Below are 18,007 nucleotides of genomic sequence, written 5' to 3'. Positions count from 1 at the left end.
AAAGATATTAATTACCATTTAAATCTTTGCTTTTCTTATACACTTTCATACTAAAATTTGAGTTAATCATCTCACTGTCTTTTTTAAAATCTATAGGAAAATTAACCTCTACAATCCAATCACTTTTATTAAGGGCATCTAAAAAATTATAAAAACTCTTAGGAGAACTTATTTCAGATGTTGCATTTACTTCATAAACGCTAAAACCATTTTCATTTTCAAGATTGCTTTTTTGAGTAATGTGCAGAGAACTAAAGAAACTTCCATACTGTTGTATAAATTCATCTATATCAAACTCTTTATCTAATGCTTTTATTACACGAAGATTATCACTTTGAAGTTTTTGAACTCTTTCTTCTTTTTCAATTAAAATATTTGCTAAATGTTTTAATTCAAGATTATCTTTTTTTAATTCATCTCTTTTAACTCTGTACTCTTTACCCTTTGGAATTAAAACAGCAAAAGAAAAAAACAAAATAATTATTAACAAAAGAGTGCAAATTGCCAGCAAATACATATTTTGTTTCGAAAAATTAATTTTCACTGCCTAACTCCTCTTCATCTATATAATTTTTGGATACAAACCTCAACCATCCGTTATCTGCAGGATAAAAAGTGCTGTGCGTTCTATGAAATATAGAACTAAGAGGCGCTTGAAGCATAAAGTTATATACATCCTTATTTGGCGTAACTCCATAAAGAATAAGCCCTTTTTCCATTATTTTTGCTTCTGATAGAGTTATTCTATCTGGAACCAAATCAAATAAATTATGGATACTCTCTTTTAAAACACTATTTTTTGTAGCTATTTTTTCTGCTAATAAATTCTGTTTTTCTACAGCTTCAATCTTTTTATCCATTTTTAAAATATATGCATGATATGCATCTTTTTCTTTTTTTATTTCAACCTTTTCTTTTTCATATCTATAATCATGAAAAAGTAAAAAAGCATATGTAGCAAAAAGCATAAAAAGAGTGACCCCGAAAAAAATAGAGATAATCTGTACATCTTTAGTAAAAATTGTTTTTTTTCTAGGTTTTATATAGCTATATTTCATTTATCTCTGCCTTTGCCATATCCAGCAGTGCTGCAGACAAATCAATTTTTGTTATAGTAGTATTTAAAAACATCTCATCTTCGAGATATCTTTTAAATTCATCACCAAGACCTACACTATCAGCTATGTATATAGTTTCAATAAATTGACTTTTATATTTTGGATCTTTATAAAAAGTATTAAGTGAATTCTGTATCAATAAAAATCTTTGGTACTCTTCGCTGGATCTATTAACAATAGTGTCATTTTCCAACACTTTGGAAACTTCATTTATAAAATCAATCTCATCTAAATCATCAGATATTGTAGAACTATTTTCTTTATTTATCTTTTGCATATTAATTTCATTTATACCCAGCAGACTGTTTAGTAATCTATCCTCATCTGATGAATTTATGAAATTTTCTTTTTGTGGCATCTTCAAATATTCTGCATAAAGAAGTTTTGAATTATTAAAAATACTAAAAGATATAAAATTCTCTTCAATTAAAACAAACATTGCCGATGAAGTGTCTATTTTATCTTTAAAAAAATTAGCTATGATTGCAAAAGATGAAAAAATAAAATCAACACCAATATTTTTATATCTTTGCTTAATAGCTTCTATCTCTTGCTTTGATGTATAAAATGCCCAATCTTTTGAGAAACATCTATATTCAATTAAATTAACATCATAATATTTATCTATTTCACTGCTTTTGCATGCAGGTACTGCACCCTGCAGAGAAGATTTATCTAAAACTGAGATATAACAAAACGGAGATTTTTTTGCATACTCTGTTATAAATTCATACATTTGGGCATTTATTGTTGTTGTATCAAAAGTTTTATGAGTATTGTGAAGAATATCTTTTTTAGAAAAAACCGCGATAGACACAACTGTTTGCGAATCTTTAACAATAATATTTATAATGATTTTTTTGTATAAACCTTCTAAAAATCTAGTTATCATAACTTCTCTGTCTTACAAAGAGGATGAGCAGTTTTGTAATTTTGTTGTTTCAATGCACTTCCCAATTTTGTATAAATTTGTGTAGTAACCATAGAAGAGTGCCCCAACAACTCACTTACATCAGCAATCGGTGCCATACCGTTTAACAATTCAGACGCATAAGAGTGACGGAGTTGATGAGGATTGACTTTCAATCCAACTCTTTTAAAAACTTTTATAACAGTATATCTTAGGGTGTTTTCGCTTAATTTTTCACCATTTTTTTCAAAAACAAATTTTTTTTGTCTTGATCTGCTTAGATACTCATCCAATAATTTTTTTGTACTTGCCAAAAGTGGAATATCTCTCTGCTTGTTCCCTTTTCCTGTAACTCTTACCCACTCCTCTGAGATATTGTTTATCTCCAATGAAGCTAATTCTGATATTCTAAGACCAAGAGTATAAAGAAGAGTCACAACAAGCTTCTCTTTCATTTCACTATACAATAAAGCTTCCATTATATGCTCATGAGAAATTGGTTTTGGCAATGTTTTGGCAACTTTAACACTGTCATCCGCTTTTAAGACAACTGTCATATCACTGCTATTGAGATACTCTACAAAAGAGCGTATTGCACTAAGTTTTTTACTAATTGTTTTTGGATTAAGCGAAGATATCTTTATACGGTAAGGCATAAGATTAAAAAGCAGATGTTTTTTTTCTTGAATAATCTCTATATACAAAAAAGCTTCTCTTAAAGTTTCATCATAGCTCTTAATCGTTAAATCAGAGTAACCTCTTACATCTTCAAGATAAGCCAAAAATTCTCTACTTTTAAATTTTATTAACTTTTCCAAGAAACTTAACTTTCATGTTTTAGCAAATTCTCTTTGATTAAATTTCTCGCATCTTCTATTTCTAAAGAACTGATATTAATGGGAGATGTCGAGTAGTAATTCAAAGTACCGAATGGTTTTGGGATAACGAATCTATCCCAACTTTTAAGCTGCCAAAATTTTGTAGGTTTCATTTCAACCAAAACTATCTCGGCATCTGTTTTTTTAGCCATAGCGATTATACCATCTGCAACTTCATGCCGCGGACCTTTTGGCCCATCTGGTGTAATCCCTATATCATACCCATCTTTTAAAGCCTTAATTCCTTGCATTAAAACTCTTGTGGCATTTCTGTTTGTTGATCCCGAAATTGTTTCTAGTCCAAAATATTTTATGGTTTTAGAGATTAACATTCCATCAAAATGACTTGAAATTAAAACTTTTGCATGTGGAATTTTTCTATATTTTAAGTAGAGATAAGGAAGCATTAAAAGTTCACCGTGCCAACATGCAAATATAATGGGTTTATTGCCTACACTATCTGGAGAGTGAAATTTCTTTTTGTTTGTTGCATATAGCAGTCTAATAAAAATTGATGCTATAAAAGGCACGATCATTAGTGCTGCTGCACGAAAAAACTTTTTAGCCAACAACTTCTCCGGTTAAAATAGTTCTTCCGATCTCTGTAATTTTAACATCTTTAAACTCGCCTAAAAGTTCATCTGAACCTTTAACTTTTATAACTATATTGTTATCACTTCTGCCGCTTACGAAATAATCTTGATTTAAATCTTCAAAATATACACTGTAAATTTTACCTAAATGTATTTTATTTTTTTCATCTAAAATTTCTGTATGAAGATTTTGAAGGGTAGTAAGTCTGTTGGATGCAACATCATCATCAACAACATTTGTAAAATGTTCAGCTTCTGTTTGTGGTCTAGGAGAGTACTTAAATGAAAATATTTGATCAAATTTTACTCTTCTCATAACATCTAAAGTATCTTCAAAATCTTCATCACTTTCACCTGGAAATGCAACAATAATATCCGTAGATATACTTGCTTCGGGACACATTTTTCTAAGTTTTTCAACTCTATTTAAAAACCACTCTTTTGTGTAACCGCGCTTCATATCTTTTAAAACTTTTGTTGAGCCGCTTTGAAGCGGCATATGCATAGATTTACAGATTTTAGGATTTTTTGCAAACTCTTCAATAAATTCATCATCCATATGAAATGGGTGAGGTGAAGTAAAACGAATTCTCTTTAAATCTTCTATTTTGCTAAGACGGCGAAGCAGTTCTGTAAAATTTACTTTTTCATGTTCACCTGAAAAACGGCGTCCATAATTATTTACATTCTGCCCTAAAAGAAAAATCTCTTTTGCTCCATTATCCACCGCTCTTTTGGCTTCACGCAGAATAAGATTCGTTGGAATAGATATCTCATCCCCACGAGTTTTAGGAACGATACAGTAAGTACAAGATTTATCACAACCAATAGATATATTTACATATGCTTTATATGGAGATGTTCTAAAATCATCAAAGGCAAATTCGCTCTCATCGTAGTTTATATCTACTTCTACTGCTTTGTCTTTATGCAGTACCTCTGTAATTTTAGATACATTTCTAGCGCCTAAAACAAAATTGACATAAGGAGCTCTTTTAATTATCTCCTCACCAAGATGAGAAGCAGTACAACCGCAAACTCCTATCTTAGCTCCATCTTTTTTCTTTTTGTTAAAAACACCGAGTTCTGAAAATAGTTTAGCTACAGGCTTTTCCCTCACTGAACATGTATTTATTAAAATAAGGTCGGCACTCTTTAAATCATCAGTAGTCTCATACTCCTCTTTTTCTCTAAGTGCAGCAATTATATGCTCACTGTCACGAGAATTCATAGCACAGCCTAATGTTTCAATAAATAATTTTTTTGCCATTATTTAATCTTAGTTTATGATGTGAACTTGATACATATACTCATTGTCTGAGAGCCCGTACTTCACTTCATTCATATAAAAACTTTTGCCTTTTCCTTCAAAATAGTCTTGAAGTTCAAGCAAATCTTTATGTGAATTTTCTCTATCGAAATAAAAAATCACGCTCTCTTCTTTTTCAACAGCAGCTTCGATTTTTTCAAGTTCGGCTTTTTTTGGTTTTGTATTTATATCTGTTCTTGCAAATTTTAAATCCATAATCTCTTCCTCTTTTTTACATCTTATATTTTTTTGCATTATATTAAAACTCTACTAAAAATCGTATTAAAGATGTTTTTATACATTTTTGGTATAATGTCGTAACTTCATAAGAAATCCCTAAAATACTTTTAACACTGTTTTTTTATGAGACAACCTTGTACCAGGATATAATAATGGAAAAAATACTAAATATAGTTGAAGCAATTGCGCATGAAAAAGGCCTTAAACCTGAAAAAGTAAAAGAAGCTCTAAAAACAGCATTTGTAAAAACTGCTCAAAAAATAATTAATCCAAAATTTGCTTTTGAAGCAGTTATAAATAATCAAACAAAAACTATCGATGTTATTCAAACAATTACAGTTGTAGCTGATGATGATGAAAGACTCAAAGATGAAGATATTGCTCCGGCGTATATATCTATAGCAGAGGCAAGAGAGTATGATGATCAAGTAGATATAGACGATCAGCTTCAGATTCCTCACAACCTAGAAGAGTATGGCAGAACAGCTGCTTCAACGCTTCATCGAGAAATAGAATACCATATTCAAAGACTGGTAGAGGATGAAATTTTTAACAAATACAAAGCTAAAATCGGAACACTGGTTACAGGTAGAGTAACAAGAGTTGACAACAATAATGCAACCTATATAGATGTTGATGAAGTTCGCGCTGTACTTCCTATGAAAAGCCGTATTAAAGGTGAAGTTTTTAAAGTTGGAGATCATTTAAAAGCTGTAGTGCGCCGCGTAAATATGGATAAAGAAAATGGTATTCAAATCGAACTCTCACGCACTTCTCCAAAATTTTTAGAAGAACTTTTAGCACTTGAAGTTCCAGAAATTTCAGATGGAACTGTAATTGTAGAAAAATGTGCTCGAATTCCGGGCGAAAGAGCAAAAGTAGCACTAATAAGCACACACCCACAAGTTGATGCCGTCGGTGCTACTGTTGGTGTAAAAGGTGTTCGTATTAATGCAGTAAGTCAAGAGCTTATTGGAGAAAATATAGACTGTATCGAATATACATCTATTCCTGAGCTTTTTTTATCAAGAATTATGAGTCCCGCTATTATATCTAGCGTTGAAATTATTAAAAATGAAAACGCAGAAGCCGAAAAAGCGATTGTTACTCTTTCATCTGATCAAAAATCAAAAGCTATCGGTAAAAACGGTATAAATATTCGTTTAGCCTCAATGTTAAGCGGACTAAATATTGAACTGGTTGAAATTGACGGCAGCACGGCTGAAAAAAGTGAAACAAAAGAGGAAAAAGAAGGTGTTGACGCTCTAGAGGCTCTTTTTAATTAATTAGTCCGTAAAAGGAACAAAGTCCCTTTTACTTCGCTAAAGCCGCTGAGGCTACTAAAGCTTTAGCTTTAAAAAGCTAAGAAAAATTAGTCTGTAAAAGGAACAAAGTCCCTTTTACTTCGCTAAAGCCGCTGAGGCTACTAAAGCTTTAGCTTTAAAAAGCTAAGAAAAATTAGTCCATAAAAGGAACAAAGTCCCTTTTACTTCGCTAAAGCCGCTGAGGCTACTAAAGCTTTAGCTTTAAAAAGCTAAGAAAAATTAGTCCGATTACTCAAATTCACTCTCTTCTCATATATGGATTTAATCTTAAGAGAATTAAATCCGCTGTCATATTTCCAAGCAGTGTTAAAAATGCTGTTATCATCAAAATACCCATAATTACCGGATAATCCCGACTTAAAGCACTCATAAAAAAGAGCTGCCCCATTCCTTCTATTGCAAAAATAGATTCTAAAATCACACTGCCACCAATTAAACCTGGTAAAGAGAGGCCTAAAAGCGTAATAATCGGAGGAAATAAATTTGGCAATATATAATAACGAAACAACTCTCTTCTCTTTAAACCACGAGAGAGTGCAAAATAGTAGTAATCACTCTTTAGAATTTCAAGTGTTAAAGAACGAATATAAATTATCATGCTTCCAAGACCAACAAAGATCATCACTCCGATTGGCAAAACTAAGTGCCATGCCATATCAATATAGTATAAAAAACCATTTTTAGGCTCTACCGAATGAAGTCCTGCTATTGGAAATAGATTTAAGGTTAAAGAGAAAAAAATTATAAAAAGCAAAGCAAGATAAAAAGATGGCATAGAGAAAGAGACTAAAGAGATTTGACGAATAATATAATCAGTTTTTTTTCGATAGTTAAGTGCAGATTTTATCCCTAAATATAGTGATATAACAAAAACTGCAATAAGTGAAATTAAATTCATAGTTAAAGTTATAGGCAGCCGTTTTAGTATCTCTGAGCTAACATCCTGACCTGTTACAAAAGAGATGCCAAAGTTAAGGCTAAAAATATTAATCACCCAGTCAATATATTGCTCAAAAAGCGGCTTATCAAGTCCATAAACCGCTTTTAAAGCAGCCATTGCCTCTTCTGTCATATTTGGATTTAACTCTCCTGCTGCAAAAAAACTATTCGGTGCTGCATGAATTGCCAAAAATGAAATTATTGAGATTAAAAAAAGCATAAAAAATATGTAGGAAATTTTTTTAAATAATTTTATCATAGAAAAATTATATCAAAAACTTTATTGAACTTCTCACTTTCCCAAAACGAAATGGAAAATGAGAATATTAAATGATAAATATGGTTAAAAACTAGCGCTTATAACAGCAACTACATTATCTTCATCAGAACTATCTGCATCAGCTTCAATTCCGGTATAAACAAGACCTATTTCAAACTTATCCATCGCCTTAGTTATTCCAAATGAGTAATAATTTCCAACATTATCATAATCCCCATAGAGAGCACTAAAAGTAATGCTCATCGGAAGAGGAACTGATACATCAGCTTCCCATGCATCAGTAGGATCAAAATCATTTGTTTCAATTCCTCGATAATATTTTGCACCAATCTCAAAAGTTTCAAAATTTTTACTTAAGCCAAAATAGATTTCCGCAAAATTAAGCTCTTTGGATTCATTTGGATATATATAGCTAATTGCTCCTATATCGTAATCTAATCCATAAAATTTGTCAGCATAACCTGCATATATGTCCAGCTCCATTGATGCTTCGCTGCTGTTCCCATACTCAACATTGGAACCCCATACTCCGGCATAAAAATTTTTATAACCTAAATCTATACCGCCTTGAATTGCAGGAGAGTCATCACTTTGCGTCATTCCTCTCCATATATAGTTACTTGCGATTGCCATATTAGCATTCACATCTATATCTGAATTTTTCTCTGCACCAAGTACTATGCTAATAAGCAAAGATGTTACTAAACTAACTTTAATCAATTTCATTTTTGTATCCTAGTTTTAAAGTTAGAGAAATTTTAACACATTCATACACTAACTTATACAATTAATTGATTAATTATTAATCACTTTTTATTTAGCAATATCCCAAGAAAAAACAGTTTTGCCATCTTCAGTCTCTTCAGCAGCAGCCATTCCCATAATATTGTATCCGGCATCTACATAATGAATCTCACCCGTTACACCGGATGCCAAATCACTTAAAAGATACATAGCAGAGTTGCCAACCTGATCAGTTGTAACATTTCTCTTTAGCGGTGCATTTACTTCATTCCAAGTAAGGATTTGTTTAAAGTCGCCTATCCCTGCAGCCGCCAATGTTCTGATAGGCCCGGCAGAAATTGCATTTACTCTTTGACCTTTTCTTCCAAGATCAACAGCCATATATCTTACAGTTGACTCTAAAGCTGCCTTTGCCACGCCCATAACATTGTAATTTACAATATATTTTGGTCCGCCTAAATATGAGAGTGTTAGTATTGAAGCATCGTCACTTAAAACAGGCTCTAAACGATTTGTCAAATCAATCAAAGAGTATACAGAGATATCCATAGCTATTTGAAATGCCTGCTTTGTAGTTTTCATAAATGGCTCACTAAGAGCCTCTTTTGGAGCAAACGCAACAGAGTGAACCAAAAAATCAATCTTTCCAAAATCCCTCTCTATTAATGAGGCAATATTAGCCATATGCTCTTCATTTGAAACATCTAGTTCATATACTTTGTCACTTCCAAACTCAGCAGCAATCGGCTCAACTCTTTTTTTAAGAGCATCATTTAAATATGTAAATGCCATCTCAGCACCCTGCTCATGACAAGCTTTAGCTATACCGTATGCGATAGATTTGTTATTTGCCAAACCTACTATTAAACCTTTTTTACCCTTCATTATCATCTTTCTTTTTTTCTCCTCTGTTTTTTTATTTGTTTAATTCCTGTGCATACTGGCACATTGTACAAAAATGCTCCGCATAAAGCGCAGCACTGCCTACTAAAATTCCATCAACACCTTCAAGAGCTAAAACTTCTGCAGCATTTGTAACCTTAACGCTTCCTCCATAAAGAAGAGGCGCTTGAGATTTTTTCTTTAATTCTTGATGTATAGCCACTATATCTTCAGATGTTGGAGTAAGTCCGGTTCCAATTGCCCAAACAGGCTCATAAGCTATAACCAAATTTTCATATAAAGTATCTATGCCTTCATATTGCTTTGAGATGTACTCCATCATGCTCTCAAATCCTTCTTCTCTTACTTCAATCGGCTCTCCTACACAAAAAATAATCTTAAAACCAAGATTTTTATAAAAGTTAAATTTTTCAACAAGCTTCTCTTGCGCCTCACCTAAAAGATGTCTTCTTTCACTATGACCAATTAAAATAGTCTTTATATTAAACTCTTCTAATTGTTCATATCCGATTTCACCTGTAAATGCCCCATTTATTGTAGGATATGCATTTTGAGCACCAACAACTACACTGCCTGAATGCAAATTTAAACTAGAAGTTGCAGGAAAAACTAAAACTTCTTGCGATATATTGTTTTTTTTCAAAAAACTCTCTACTTCATTTATGTATTTGGTAGTTTTTATTCTCGTAAGATTTGTTTTTAAATTTGCTGCAATTATCATATATTAATCCTCTTGAGTAAATAAAGATTTTACACCCGGTAAAACTTTGCCTTCTAACAACTCCAATGATGCGCCGCCGCCTGTAGATATAAAAGTCATCTCATCATCTACGCCGATTCTTTGAACCAAATCAGCCGTATCGCCGCCGCCTACAACAGTTGTTGCATAACTGTCTGCTACAAAATGAGCTATCTCATTTGAGCCTCTTGAAAATTTATCCATCTCATAAACGCCCATTGGTCCATTCCATAAAACAGTTTGGACATCACCTAGAACCTCTTTGTAAAGCTTTACGGTTGCAGGTCCAATATCAAGCCCCATCCAACCTTTTGGAATCTCCTGAGATGATGTTATCTTGATGATTGAGTCCTCAGCAAACTTTTCCGCTGCAACAACATCAACAGGAATATAAAATTTAACACCGAGTTTTTTCGCCTCTTCCATGATGTGTCCCGCATCTTCAAGCAGATCATCCTCAACAAGCGAAGCCCCTATATCATATCCCAGTTTTTTTAAAAATGTAAAAGCCATACCGCCGCCGATAAGCATCTTGTCTACTCTTGGCAGAAGATTTACTAATGCTTCAAGTTTACCTGAAACCTTTGAACCTCCGACAATAGCAGCAAAAGGACGAACAGGATTTTGAATAAGCTTGCCAAAGAACTCTATCTCTTTTTGAAGTAAAAATCCTGCTGCTTTATGTTTAGAATCAAAAAAGTGTGTAATTCCCTCAACTGAAGCATGCGCACGATGACTTACTCCAAAAGCATCATTAACATAAAAATCTGCCATTGAAGCCAATTTTTTAGAAAATTCTATATCATTTTTTGTTTCACCCGCTTCATAACGAAGGTTCTCTAAAAGCAAAACTTCTCCCGATTGCAGCTTAGATGCCTTTGAAAGCGCATCTTCACCAACCACATCTTTTGCTAAAAGAACTTCTCTCTTTAAAAGATGATGCACTCTTCTAGCAACAGGAACAAGCGAATATTTTGCAACTACCTGACCATCAGGACGCCCAAGATGAGAGCCGAGTACAACCGCACATTTTTGATCAAGACAGTAGTTTATAGTAGCAAGAGCAGAACGGATGCGGCGGTCGTCTGATATATTTCCAAACTCATCCATCGGTACATTAAAATCACATCTGATAAAAACTTTTTTTCCGGCTAAATCTAAATTTTTAATATTTAAAAGTTCCAAATTCTATCCTATTTGCTTATATGAAGAGCCATATCTAAAAGTCTTGTCGAATATCCCCATTCGTTATCATACCATGCCATGATTTTAACCATATCATCATCAATAACCTGTGTTAAATCCTCTGCAACGATTGAGCTGTACTCACACCCTACAAAATCCTGAGAGACGCGCATCTCTTTGTCGATTAAAAGAATTCCTTTTAGGCTTGTTTGAGCAGCTTCATTAAATACGGCAGCAACTTCTTCTTTTGTAGTTTTTCTTTTTACGATTACATTTAAATCTACCATAGAAACATCAGGAGTAGGAACACGAACACTCTGTCCATGAAGTTTACCCTGAAGTTGAGGAAGAACAAGACCTATAGCTTTTGCAGCACCCGTTGTAGTAGGAATCATATTGATAGCTCCTGCACGCGCTCGGCGTTTGTCTTTTGAGTGCTTTACATCGAGTATGTTTTGGTCATTTGTGTATGAGTGAATTGTTGTCATAAGACCTTTCTCAATTCCAAAAGCATCATCAAGTACTTTTGCAATAGGCCCCAAACAGTTTGTCGTACATGAAGCATTAGAGACTATTTTTTGTCCCTCATAAAGATGTTCATTTACACCAAGAACAAATGTAGGCGTATCTTTATCTTTTGCCGGAGCTGAAAAAAGAACTTTTTCTACACCGTTATTTATGTGCACTTGAGCAGATTCCTGTGTTAAAAAGACACCGGTACACTCTAAAACCATATCTGCACCGCAGTCTGCAAATTTAAGATTTTTTGGATCACGATCGCTAAATACTCTTATCTTTTTACCGTCTATCGTGATGTTTTCAGCATCAAGCTGCACTACTTCACTGCCAAATGTTCCATGTACAGAATCATTTTTAAGAAGATAGAGCATCATATCTATACTTGCCATATCATTTATAGCCACTATCTCTACATCATCCCTTGTTGCAGCAATTCGAGCCACACAACGACCGATTCTACCAAATCCGTTAATTGCTATCTTTAGTGCCATACTATTTCCTATTTAAAATAAAAATTGAGCAATTTTACCTAAATTTAGTTACAATTCGCTTTAAATATGGAAACAATCGCACTTTTTGGCGGCTCTTTTGACCCGCCGCATATCGGTCATGAGGCAATAGTTAAGGCTTTGATAAACTTCAAAGATATTGACAAAGTTGTCATAATGCCTACATATCTAAATCCGTTTAAGTCAAAATTTTATGCTCCTTCAGCTTTACGGCTTACATGGCTAAAAGAGATTTTTGGCGAGTATAAAAATGTAGAAATTTCAGAGTATGAGGTGTTACAAAAGAGACCGGTACCAACAATCGAGAGTGTAAAATATCTATTAAAGAGTTATAAAAAAATATACCTTGTAATAGGTGCTGACAATCTTGCTTCACTTGAAAAGTGGAATAGATATGATGAACTCAAAGAGTTAGTAACTTTCATAGTGGTTCCAAGAGACAATATTAAGATTTCAGATCAGTTTTTAAGACTGGATGTTGATAAGAAAATATCATCAACAAAACTTAGAGAGTGTGTTGAAATCTCAAAACTGCCAAAAAAATGCGCAAAAGAGATATATAATTTTTACAAGGAAAACTATTGCAAAACAGAATAGAAAAAATAACCGAAGTTTTAGACAAAAACAAAGCAGAAAATATAGAGGTTTTTGACCTTAGAGAGAAAAACTATTTTGTAGATTATGCGATTATCGCATCATCACTCGGTTCAAGACATACGATGGCTCTTTTAGACCACCTAAAAAATGAGCTCAAACCTGCAGAAAAATTTATCAATGTAGATGAGAGCAGTGACTGGATTGTTGTTGATTTGGGAGATATTCTAATCCATATTATGACACCTGAGTACAGAGTAAAATACGATATGGAGAGTTTTTTAAGTTCTCTTGCCGAGGGCAAAGAAGGCATGCCGCTTTAAAAAACAGTTATCAATTCAAAAGAAGAGAAACTTAAGACTCCAATCTTTTGCGTAAAATATCTGCTACACGAAAAGCGTTCGCATAGATAGTCCATGTATAAGGCACGCTTCCTCCCGTGGGCATAAAACTCGCATCTGTTACATAAAGGTTCTCTAGTGCATGCGCTTTGCAGCTTTTATCAAGTACGGATATTTGAGGATTCTCTCCAAATCTGCAGCCTCCTGCCACAAGATTTGGCGGAGGCGCAGAGGAGATGGAGTAGCTTATCTCAGAGGCTCCCATTTTTTCCAACACCTGCACAGCTTTTTTTGCCAAGTCATTACCGACTTCTCTATCATGAGGATGGCTGTAGAGATGTATTGCGCCCACGGGGATGCCATACTTATCTTTTACATCTTCTTCGATGCCCACAAAACACTCATCCGTAGGAAGCCAATCATTAAAAACTTCAAAATTCAAAACTCTTGAAGTCGTAAGCTCTTTATAAATTTTTTGTTCAAGAGCCTTACCCCAAAGAATTTTTCCCACTTCATCATAAAAAGCTCTTTTTATGCGGGTAACTAAATTTTGATGCTCAAACAAAAAGTCTATAGTTCCGCCCTTAATCTTTTTACTGCTCTTTTTATACTCATACCACTGCTGCAGGGAGCGGTTAAAGAAAAGACCGACCTCCATAAGCTCTTTTTGCTGTTCGTTCGTAAGCGTTTCAAAACGAAATCGCCCTTCCCCTGCTCCTCCGCCTGAGAAAATAAGATTTTTTCCTACTTGATGATTGTTATTTGCCAAACCGTAAGGAAAAAAGCGATTTTTTGAGTTTAAGAGCAATCGTGAGCTCTCTATTGCTTGTGCGGCTAAAACAAAGATTTTTGCACTAATTTCATGCGTCTTCATGTCGTTATCATAGTAATGTGCTTTTGTAACCTTTGTTGCATCACTCTCAAGCTTATAGACAAACGCTTCGGCAATAACTCTCGCATTACACTTTTGAAGAAGTGCGGCTCTGGCACTCCCTTTCGCGCCCGTAGCACATCCGTAACTCCCGCAAAAGTTTGAGTAAGAGCATCCGTTTCGCTTTAGTGCCGCATGTGGAATTATTGCCCGCGGAGTCGGAATGCTCTCAAAGTTAAGAGATTTACATGCAGCATCAAACCACTTTGCAACTCCGTTTTCTTCAAGTTTTGTATAAGGAAAACAAGAGGTGCTTCTTGGCTCTAAAAAAGAGTGCAAAATCACTTCCCCGCTAACACCGACTATGCGCTCAACTTTTTCATAGTATGGTTCCAGCTCTTCATAAGAGAGAGGCCAATCCACTATATTTGCGCCATCTATCTCTCCATAAGCCGAGAGAATCTTAAAGTCATTTGGCTTCATACGGTGGAAATAACCGCTCATAAGATTTGAGGAACCTCCCACCATAGAGCCGTTCCAAAAACTCCATTGGTACTCACTTCCTAAATATTTTCTGCGCTCTTTACTCTCATCTAGTTCATAGATAACATGTTGCTCATCTTTAAGGTCGGGCGTAAAAAGCTCACGCCGCGAAACTGCCAGCTCATCTTTGTTAAAATCTTCTTCTTTGTACTCTTTTCCTTTTTCAAGCACAACTACACTAAAGCCTGCACGACTCAGCTCATAAGCGACAGGCGAGCCACCAGCGCCACTTCCGATGATACAAATATCGTACATCATAGATACGCTCTTTTTGGACGCGGTAAACCCGCGCGAAACCCAAGCCATCTTTGCGCCGCATCTCTTTTGTTTACACCGTAAACTGCGTCACTCCGAAGTGCTTCCATAGTGTAAGTCAAAAGAGCATCTACCCATGACTCGCCCCATCCGTACTCTGAAATCTCTTGTAAAACCTCTTGCCGCTCCTGTTCTAAAAGATTATAGTAAAGTTTGCCGTGAAGTTTTAGAGACTCTTCATGAAGCCATTGTACACCGTTGCGAAGAAACTCTTTGTATGAAGCAGTGATTCTTGAATGGTCTAAAATAAGCAGCAAATAAGAAGCTGTATCGACATAGAGCTCCTTTGCTTTTGGAAAAAGATCTTCTTGAACAAGTGTGAGAGTTTTTAAAGGCTCTGCCGCTCCATATAAAGAGGAGTTGCAAAAAAGCAAAACAGCTCCACCTAAAAAGCTTTGTTTGAAAAAATTTCTTCGCGTATTTAAAATCATATTTTATTGTACCTATATTCTTTCAAAACACTTTACAAGTTTGGAAATTTATCTATTCTTTCATTAAAAAGAAATCTATCAAGACTAAACTTACCTGCTCCATAAGATACAAAAATAAGCAAAAAAGCATGAGAGATGAAAGATATTTTAAATCTTTTTGAAAAGGAGAAAGACAAATATTTTTAAGCAGAATAACTCTGCTTAAAAGGCGGTATTAATCAGAGCCTTATTTTCCTTTACCGCACTTGCCGTTTTGATTCATCTCTTTTTTTGCATTACCACACTTGCCGCTGCCACACTTCATCTCTTTTTTTGAATCACCGCACTTGCCATTTTGGTTCATCTCTTTTTTTGAATCACCGCATTTGCCATTTTGATTCATCTCTTTTTTTGCATTACCGCACTTGCCGCTGCCGCACTTCATTCCTTCGGCATTAACCGTCGTAGTACTAATGCTTAAAACCATTGCAACCGCTGCAACTAATGATAAAAAATTCAACTTTCTCATATATTATCCTTTTTGTATTGTAAAATCAAAAACTATTGTATCACAACTATAATAATTTATTATGTGATAACGATTAGATACAGTCACATATTATAAAATCTGTATCTTTTTTCTTGAGAATTTAATGATTTGATTTTTTTCAAATGTTTTCATAATAATACAAAAAATGTTTATTTTAAAACATCTATGCATTGCATTATTTTACGCTTTAAAATTTATGCAAAAATAAAACGATTTATACCATTTTCATATTCATGCGCAAGCACCTGATTATGAACTTTTAAAATAGAATCGACCAGATACAAACCGAGCCCAAAACTATTTTTCGCCGGATTGTCTTTAGTAAAAGGTTCTATATAGTATTGTAAAGGGTGTGCGATACACTCTCCTTTGCTCTCAAAACAGAGCTCACCGTTTTTTATCAAAATCTTTACATGGTTGTCTGTTGAGTATTTTATCCCATTGTCAATCATATTTTTAATAGCTGTAGTGTATAGTCTATAATTTGCACTGATTTTATGGGTTGCTTCAACATTATTTACAGTAACATTTTTTTCATCAACCATAGCCATATCAATAGCACCATCAATTATATCTATCAAACGATACTCTGCAAAATCTGTTTTATCTCCGAGACTTGTTACCTCTTCTATAAGAGCAAATTCATTTACCAAAGACTCTAAACGACCAAAAATAGAACTAAATCTATCTCTTTGTTTTTGAGATTCAAGCATTTGTGTTGCAATTGTGCCTTTTGCAATAGGTGTTTTTAACTCATGCATTATATTTCGCAAGAAGAGTGTTCTTGATTCTAAAATAATATTTATTTTTTCTCTTGCTGCTTCTAGTTCATTTGAAATTAATGAAATTTCATCATGTCCTCTTGTTTTAAAAGATATATTCATATCTCCATTTCCATAAAGCGCAATTTTTTTTCTAAGTCTAATAAGCGGACGCAATCTTTGAAGTATCAAAACAAATGATGATGTGATTATTAAAATAATTATCATATAAGAATATGCAACGGGCCAATATTTGTAGGGTTTTAACTCTTCATCAAGAATTAGTATTGAAGATGACGGATTTTGGATATAAAAATATATTTTTTTATTAAACTCCAACATACTAGTTGTTAAGTCAGTTATAACTTTTTTAGTATAAAAACCTTGTTGTGAAAACATTAAAGAAGCATCGACACTTTGAAAATTTTTTTTCTTTAAAATTTTTGCATTTTTTAAAATAATTTCTACTATCTCTTTGTCTTTTTTCAAAACAAAGCCGTATATTGCCAAATTTGCTTCAAGCATAATCTGCGGATTTTGTTTTTGTTGATGTTCTTGATATATCTGAATGATAGCTGTATGTTTTGTAAAAATATTGTTTATATAACGCTGTTTGTTTTGTTGAAAAAATTCCCAAAAAACCACACTTACACTCACTAATGTAACTGTAAATGTAAATAAAATAGTTATTAAAACAGCATGTTGACGCATAGCCTCAGCTCCTAAAAATTACTTAAGAAGCTTATAACCAACGCCTCTTACCGATTCTATAAGAGATTTGTCTCCAAGTTTATTTCTAATTCTTCCAACCATTACATCAATGCTTTTATTGGATGAATCCTCATTTATAGCATTTACATTATGTATCAAATCTTCTCTTGAAACAACCAAACCCTGCTTTGAAATCATATAAGACAAAATGCCAAATTCTGCTTTAGTAAGGTCAATATTTCTACCTTTATATGAGATCATCATTGATGATGGATCACACTTAAAGTCACTTTTTGATTCCTCTTTTTGCTGTGATTTTGCTTCATAGCGTCTTAGAACCGAATATATTCTAGCCTCAAGTTCTCTCGGATCATACGGTTTTGGAAGATAGTCATCTGCCCCAAGCTCAAGCGCTTTTACCTTGTCTGTAACATCACTTCTGGCAGATGAGATAATAATAGGAATATCCTGTCTTTCACGAATCGCTTCGCAAACCTCTAAGCCGTCCATACCCGGAAGAGTTAAATCTAAAATAACCAAATCAAAAGGTTCTAACTTAAGTATACTTACTGCTTTAAAAGGATCGTCTTCAGTGACGACTTCAAACTTAAACTGCTGCAGATACTCAGTAAGTATCTCCGCTAATTCTAAATCATCTTCAATCATTAATATTTTTTTCATAAATTAAATTTTAACAGATATGAACTAATAAGTAGTTAA

General features: G+C 33.8%; 21 protein-coding genes. 3 read left to right on the top strand and 18 right to left on the bottom strand.

Annotated elements, in window-relative coordinates; translation table 11 throughout:
• Positions 1–7: 7 nt before the first annotated feature.
• Genes CVO_RS01630 through CVO_RS01600 form a run of 7 tightly spaced genes read right to left on the bottom strand, consistent with a single transcriptional unit; the run spans position 8 to position 5,024 of the window.
• Entirely contained in the window at positions 8–544 is a 537-nt protein-coding gene (locus tag CVO_RS01630) for a hypothetical protein (protein ID WP_152299908.1), read from the bottom strand.
• Positions 534–1,058 (bottom strand): hypothetical protein, encoded by a 525-nt coding sequence (locus CVO_RS01625; RefSeq protein ID WP_152299909.1) that lies wholly within the window; start codon positions 1,056–1,058, stop codon positions 534–536. Before CVO_RS01625 ends, CVO_RS01630 begins: the two co-directional genes overlap by 11 nt.
• On the bottom strand, positions 1,048–2,010 hold the full coding sequence (locus CVO_RS01620) for a DUF8569 domain-containing protein (protein ID WP_152299910.1): 963 nt from the start codon (positions 2,008–2,010) through the stop codon (positions 1,048–1,050). The genes CVO_RS01625 and CVO_RS01620 overlap by 11 nt, the downstream gene beginning before the upstream one ends.
• Positions 2,007–2,846, bottom strand: coding sequence for a tyrosine-type recombinase/integrase (locus tag CVO_RS01615; protein ID WP_159569630.1), 840 nt, complete (start codon positions 2,844–2,846; stop codon positions 2,007–2,009). The genes CVO_RS01620 and CVO_RS01615 overlap by 4 nt, the downstream gene beginning before the upstream one ends.
• 5 nt (positions 2,847–2,851) lie before the next feature.
• On the bottom strand, positions 2,852–3,475 hold the full coding sequence (locus CVO_RS01610; RefSeq protein ID WP_241690984.1) for a lysophospholipid acyltransferase family protein: 624 nt from the start codon (positions 3,473–3,475) through the stop codon (positions 2,852–2,854).
• A complete protein-coding gene (gene miaB, locus CVO_RS01605) occupies positions 3,468–4,772 on the bottom strand; it encodes a tRNA (N6-isopentenyl adenosine(37)-C2)-methylthiotransferase MiaB (protein ID WP_241691021.1) in 1,305 nt (434 codons plus the stop codon). The genes CVO_RS01610 and miaB overlap by 8 nt, the downstream gene beginning before the upstream one ends.
• A 6-nt stretch (positions 4,773–4,778) precedes the next feature.
• Complete coding sequence (locus CVO_RS01600; protein ID WP_152300306.1) at positions 4,779–5,024, bottom strand: HP0268 family nuclease; 246 nt, start codon at positions 5,022–5,024, stop codon at positions 4,779–4,781.
• 176 nt (positions 5,025–5,200) lie between these two features.
• On the opposite strand from CVO_RS01600, the gene nusA reads away from it, so the two are divergent.
• Positions 5,201–6,334, top strand: a complete 1,134-nt coding sequence (gene nusA / locus CVO_RS01595) for a transcription termination factor NusA (protein ID WP_152299913.1) — start codon at positions 5,201–5,203, stop codon at positions 6,332–6,334.
• A 277-nt stretch (positions 6,335–6,611) separates the two neighbouring features.
• Here nusA and CVO_RS01590 read toward each other — a convergent pair whose 3' ends face one another.
• The 6 genes from CVO_RS01590 to gap all read right to left on the bottom strand — a co-directional run bounded on the left by CVO_RS01590 (position 6,612) and on the right by gap (position 12,173).
• Positions 6,612–7,571, bottom strand: coding sequence for an ABC transporter permease (locus CVO_RS01590; RefSeq protein WP_152299914.1), 960 nt, complete (start codon positions 7,569–7,571; stop codon positions 6,612–6,614).
• Positions 7,572–7,655: 84 nt separating this feature from the next.
• Complete coding sequence (locus tag CVO_RS01585; RefSeq protein WP_152299915.1) at positions 7,656–8,318, bottom strand: TorF family putative porin; 663 nt, start codon at positions 8,316–8,318, stop codon at positions 7,656–7,658.
• A gap of 87 nt (positions 8,319–8,405) precedes the next feature.
• Positions 8,406–9,227 (bottom strand): enoyl-ACP reductase FabI, encoded by an 822-nt coding sequence (gene fabI, locus CVO_RS01580; protein WP_152299916.1) that lies wholly within the window; start codon positions 9,225–9,227, stop codon positions 8,406–8,408.
• A 25-nt stretch (positions 9,228–9,252) separates the two neighbouring features.
• Positions 9,253–9,960, bottom strand: coding sequence for a triose-phosphate isomerase (locus tag CVO_RS01575; protein WP_152299917.1), 708 nt, complete (start codon positions 9,958–9,960; stop codon positions 9,253–9,255).
• A 3-nt stretch (positions 9,961–9,963) separates the two neighbouring features.
• Positions 9,964–11,163 carry a phosphoglycerate kinase gene (locus CVO_RS01570; RefSeq protein WP_152299918.1) on the bottom strand — a complete coding sequence of 400 codons (1,200 nt, stop codon included), beginning with the start codon at positions 11,161–11,163 and terminating at the stop codon, positions 9,964–9,966.
• 8 nt (positions 11,164–11,171) lie between these two features.
• Complete coding sequence (gap, locus tag CVO_RS01565; RefSeq protein WP_152299919.1) at positions 11,172–12,173, bottom strand: type I glyceraldehyde-3-phosphate dehydrogenase; 1,002 nt, start codon at positions 12,171–12,173, stop codon at positions 11,172–11,174.
• Between the two features lie 66 nt (positions 12,174–12,239).
• Here gap and nadD point away from each other — a divergent pair, with 66 nt between their 5' ends.
• Positions 12,240–12,788: a nicotinate (nicotinamide) nucleotide adenylyltransferase gene (gene nadD, locus CVO_RS01560; protein ID WP_159569628.1), complete on the top strand. Its 549-nt coding sequence runs from the start codon at positions 12,240–12,242 to the stop codon at positions 12,786–12,788.
• Positions 12,773–13,108: a ribosome silencing factor gene (rsfS, locus tag CVO_RS01555; protein WP_152299921.1), complete on the top strand. Its 336-nt coding sequence runs from the start codon at positions 12,773–12,775 to the stop codon at positions 13,106–13,108. The genes nadD and rsfS overlap by 16 nt, the downstream gene beginning before the upstream one ends.
• A 31-nt stretch (positions 13,109–13,139) precedes the next feature.
• On the opposite strand, the gene CVO_RS01550 is transcribed toward rsfS, so the two are convergent.
• The 5 genes from CVO_RS01550 to CVO_RS01530 form a co-directional block, all read right to left on the bottom strand.
• A complete protein-coding gene (locus CVO_RS01550) occupies positions 13,140–14,798 on the bottom strand; it encodes a GMC family oxidoreductase (protein WP_159569626.1) in 1,659 nt (552 codons plus the stop codon).
• Entirely contained in the window at positions 14,795–15,286 is a 492-nt protein-coding gene (locus tag CVO_RS01545; RefSeq protein ID WP_159569624.1) for a gluconate 2-dehydrogenase subunit 3 family protein, read from the bottom strand. The genes CVO_RS01550 and CVO_RS01545 overlap by 4 nt, the downstream gene beginning before the upstream one ends.
• A 226-nt stretch (positions 15,287–15,512) precedes the next feature.
• Positions 15,513–15,794 (bottom strand): HvfA family oxazolone/thioamide-modified RiPP metallophore, encoded by a 282-nt coding sequence (locus tag CVO_RS01540; protein WP_159569622.1) that lies wholly within the window; start codon positions 15,792–15,794, stop codon positions 15,513–15,515.
• A gap of 215 nt (positions 15,795–16,009) precedes the next feature.
• Entirely contained in the window at positions 16,010–17,287 is a 1,278-nt protein-coding gene (locus CVO_RS01535; protein WP_152299925.1) for an ArsS family sensor histidine kinase, read from the bottom strand.
• Between the two features lie 18 nt (positions 17,288–17,305).
• A complete protein-coding gene (locus tag CVO_RS01530; RefSeq protein WP_152299926.1) occupies positions 17,306–17,968 on the bottom strand; it encodes a response regulator transcription factor in 663 nt (220 codons plus the stop codon).
• Positions 17,969–18,007 lie beyond the last annotated feature (39 nt).

It is taken from the genome of Sulfurimonas sp. CVO, from assembly GCF_009883775.1.
GTDB classification, from domain to species: domain Bacteria; phylum Campylobacterota; class Campylobacteria; order Campylobacterales; family Sulfurimonadaceae; genus Sulfurimonas; species Sulfurimonas xiamenensis.
The sequence above is the reverse complement of the archived record's forward strand: the minus strand, read 5'-3'. Positions and strand labels throughout refer to the sequence as shown.

Bases quoted from the DNA above. Each gene is read 5' to 3' on its own strand.
- CVO_RS01620 (WP_152299910.1), bottom strand. From the start codon at position 2,010: ATGATAACTAGATTTTTAGAAGGTTTATACAAAAAAATCATTATAAAT.
- CVO_RS01530 (WP_152299926.1), bottom strand. From the start codon at position 17,968: ATGAAAAAAATATTAATGATTGAAGATGATTTAGAATTAGCGGAGATA.
- CVO_RS01585 (WP_152299915.1), bottom strand. From the start codon at position 8,318: ATGAAATTGATTAAAGTTAGTTTAGTAACATCTTTGCTTATTAGCATA.
- CVO_RS01540 (WP_159569622.1), bottom strand. From the start codon at position 15,794: ATGAGAAAGTTGAATTTTTTATCATTAGTTGCAGCGGTTGCAATGGTT.
- CVO_RS01600 (WP_152300306.1), bottom strand. From the start codon at position 5,024: ATGGATTTAAAATTTGCAAGAACAGATATAAATACAAAACCAAAAAAA.
- CVO_RS01575 (WP_152299917.1), bottom strand. From the start codon at position 9,960: ATGATAATTGCAGCAAATTTAAAAACAAATCTTACGAGAATAAAAACT.
- fabI (WP_152299916.1), bottom strand. From the start codon at position 9,227: ATGATAATGAAGGGTAAAAAAGGTTTAATAGTAGGTTTGGCAAATAAC.
- CVO_RS01535 (WP_152299925.1), bottom strand. From the start codon at position 17,287: ATGCGTCAACATGCTGTTTTAATAACTATTTTATTTACATTTACAGTT.
- CVO_RS01590 (WP_152299914.1), bottom strand. From the start codon at position 7,571: ATGATAAAATTATTTAAAAAAATTTCCTACATATTTTTTATGCTTTTT.
- gap (WP_152299919.1), bottom strand. From the start codon at position 12,173: ATGGCACTAAAGATAGCAATTAACGGATTTGGTAGAATCGGTCGTTGT.
- nadD (WP_159569628.1), top strand. From the start codon at position 12,240: ATGGAAACAATCGCACTTTTTGGCGGCTCTTTTGACCCGCCGCATATC.
- nusA (WP_152299913.1), top strand. From the start codon at position 5,201: ATGGAAAAAATACTAAATATAGTTGAAGCAATTGCGCATGAAAAAGGC.
- CVO_RS01545 (WP_159569624.1), bottom strand. From the start codon at position 15,286: ATGATTTTAAATACGCGAAGAAATTTTTTCAAACAAAGCTTTTTAGGT.
- CVO_RS01625 (WP_152299909.1), bottom strand. From the start codon at position 1,058: ATGAAATATAGCTATATAAAACCTAGAAAAAAAACAATTTTTACTAAA.
- CVO_RS01550 (WP_159569626.1), bottom strand. From the start codon at position 14,798: ATGATGTACGATATTTGTATCATCGGAAGTGGCGCTGGTGGCTCGCCT.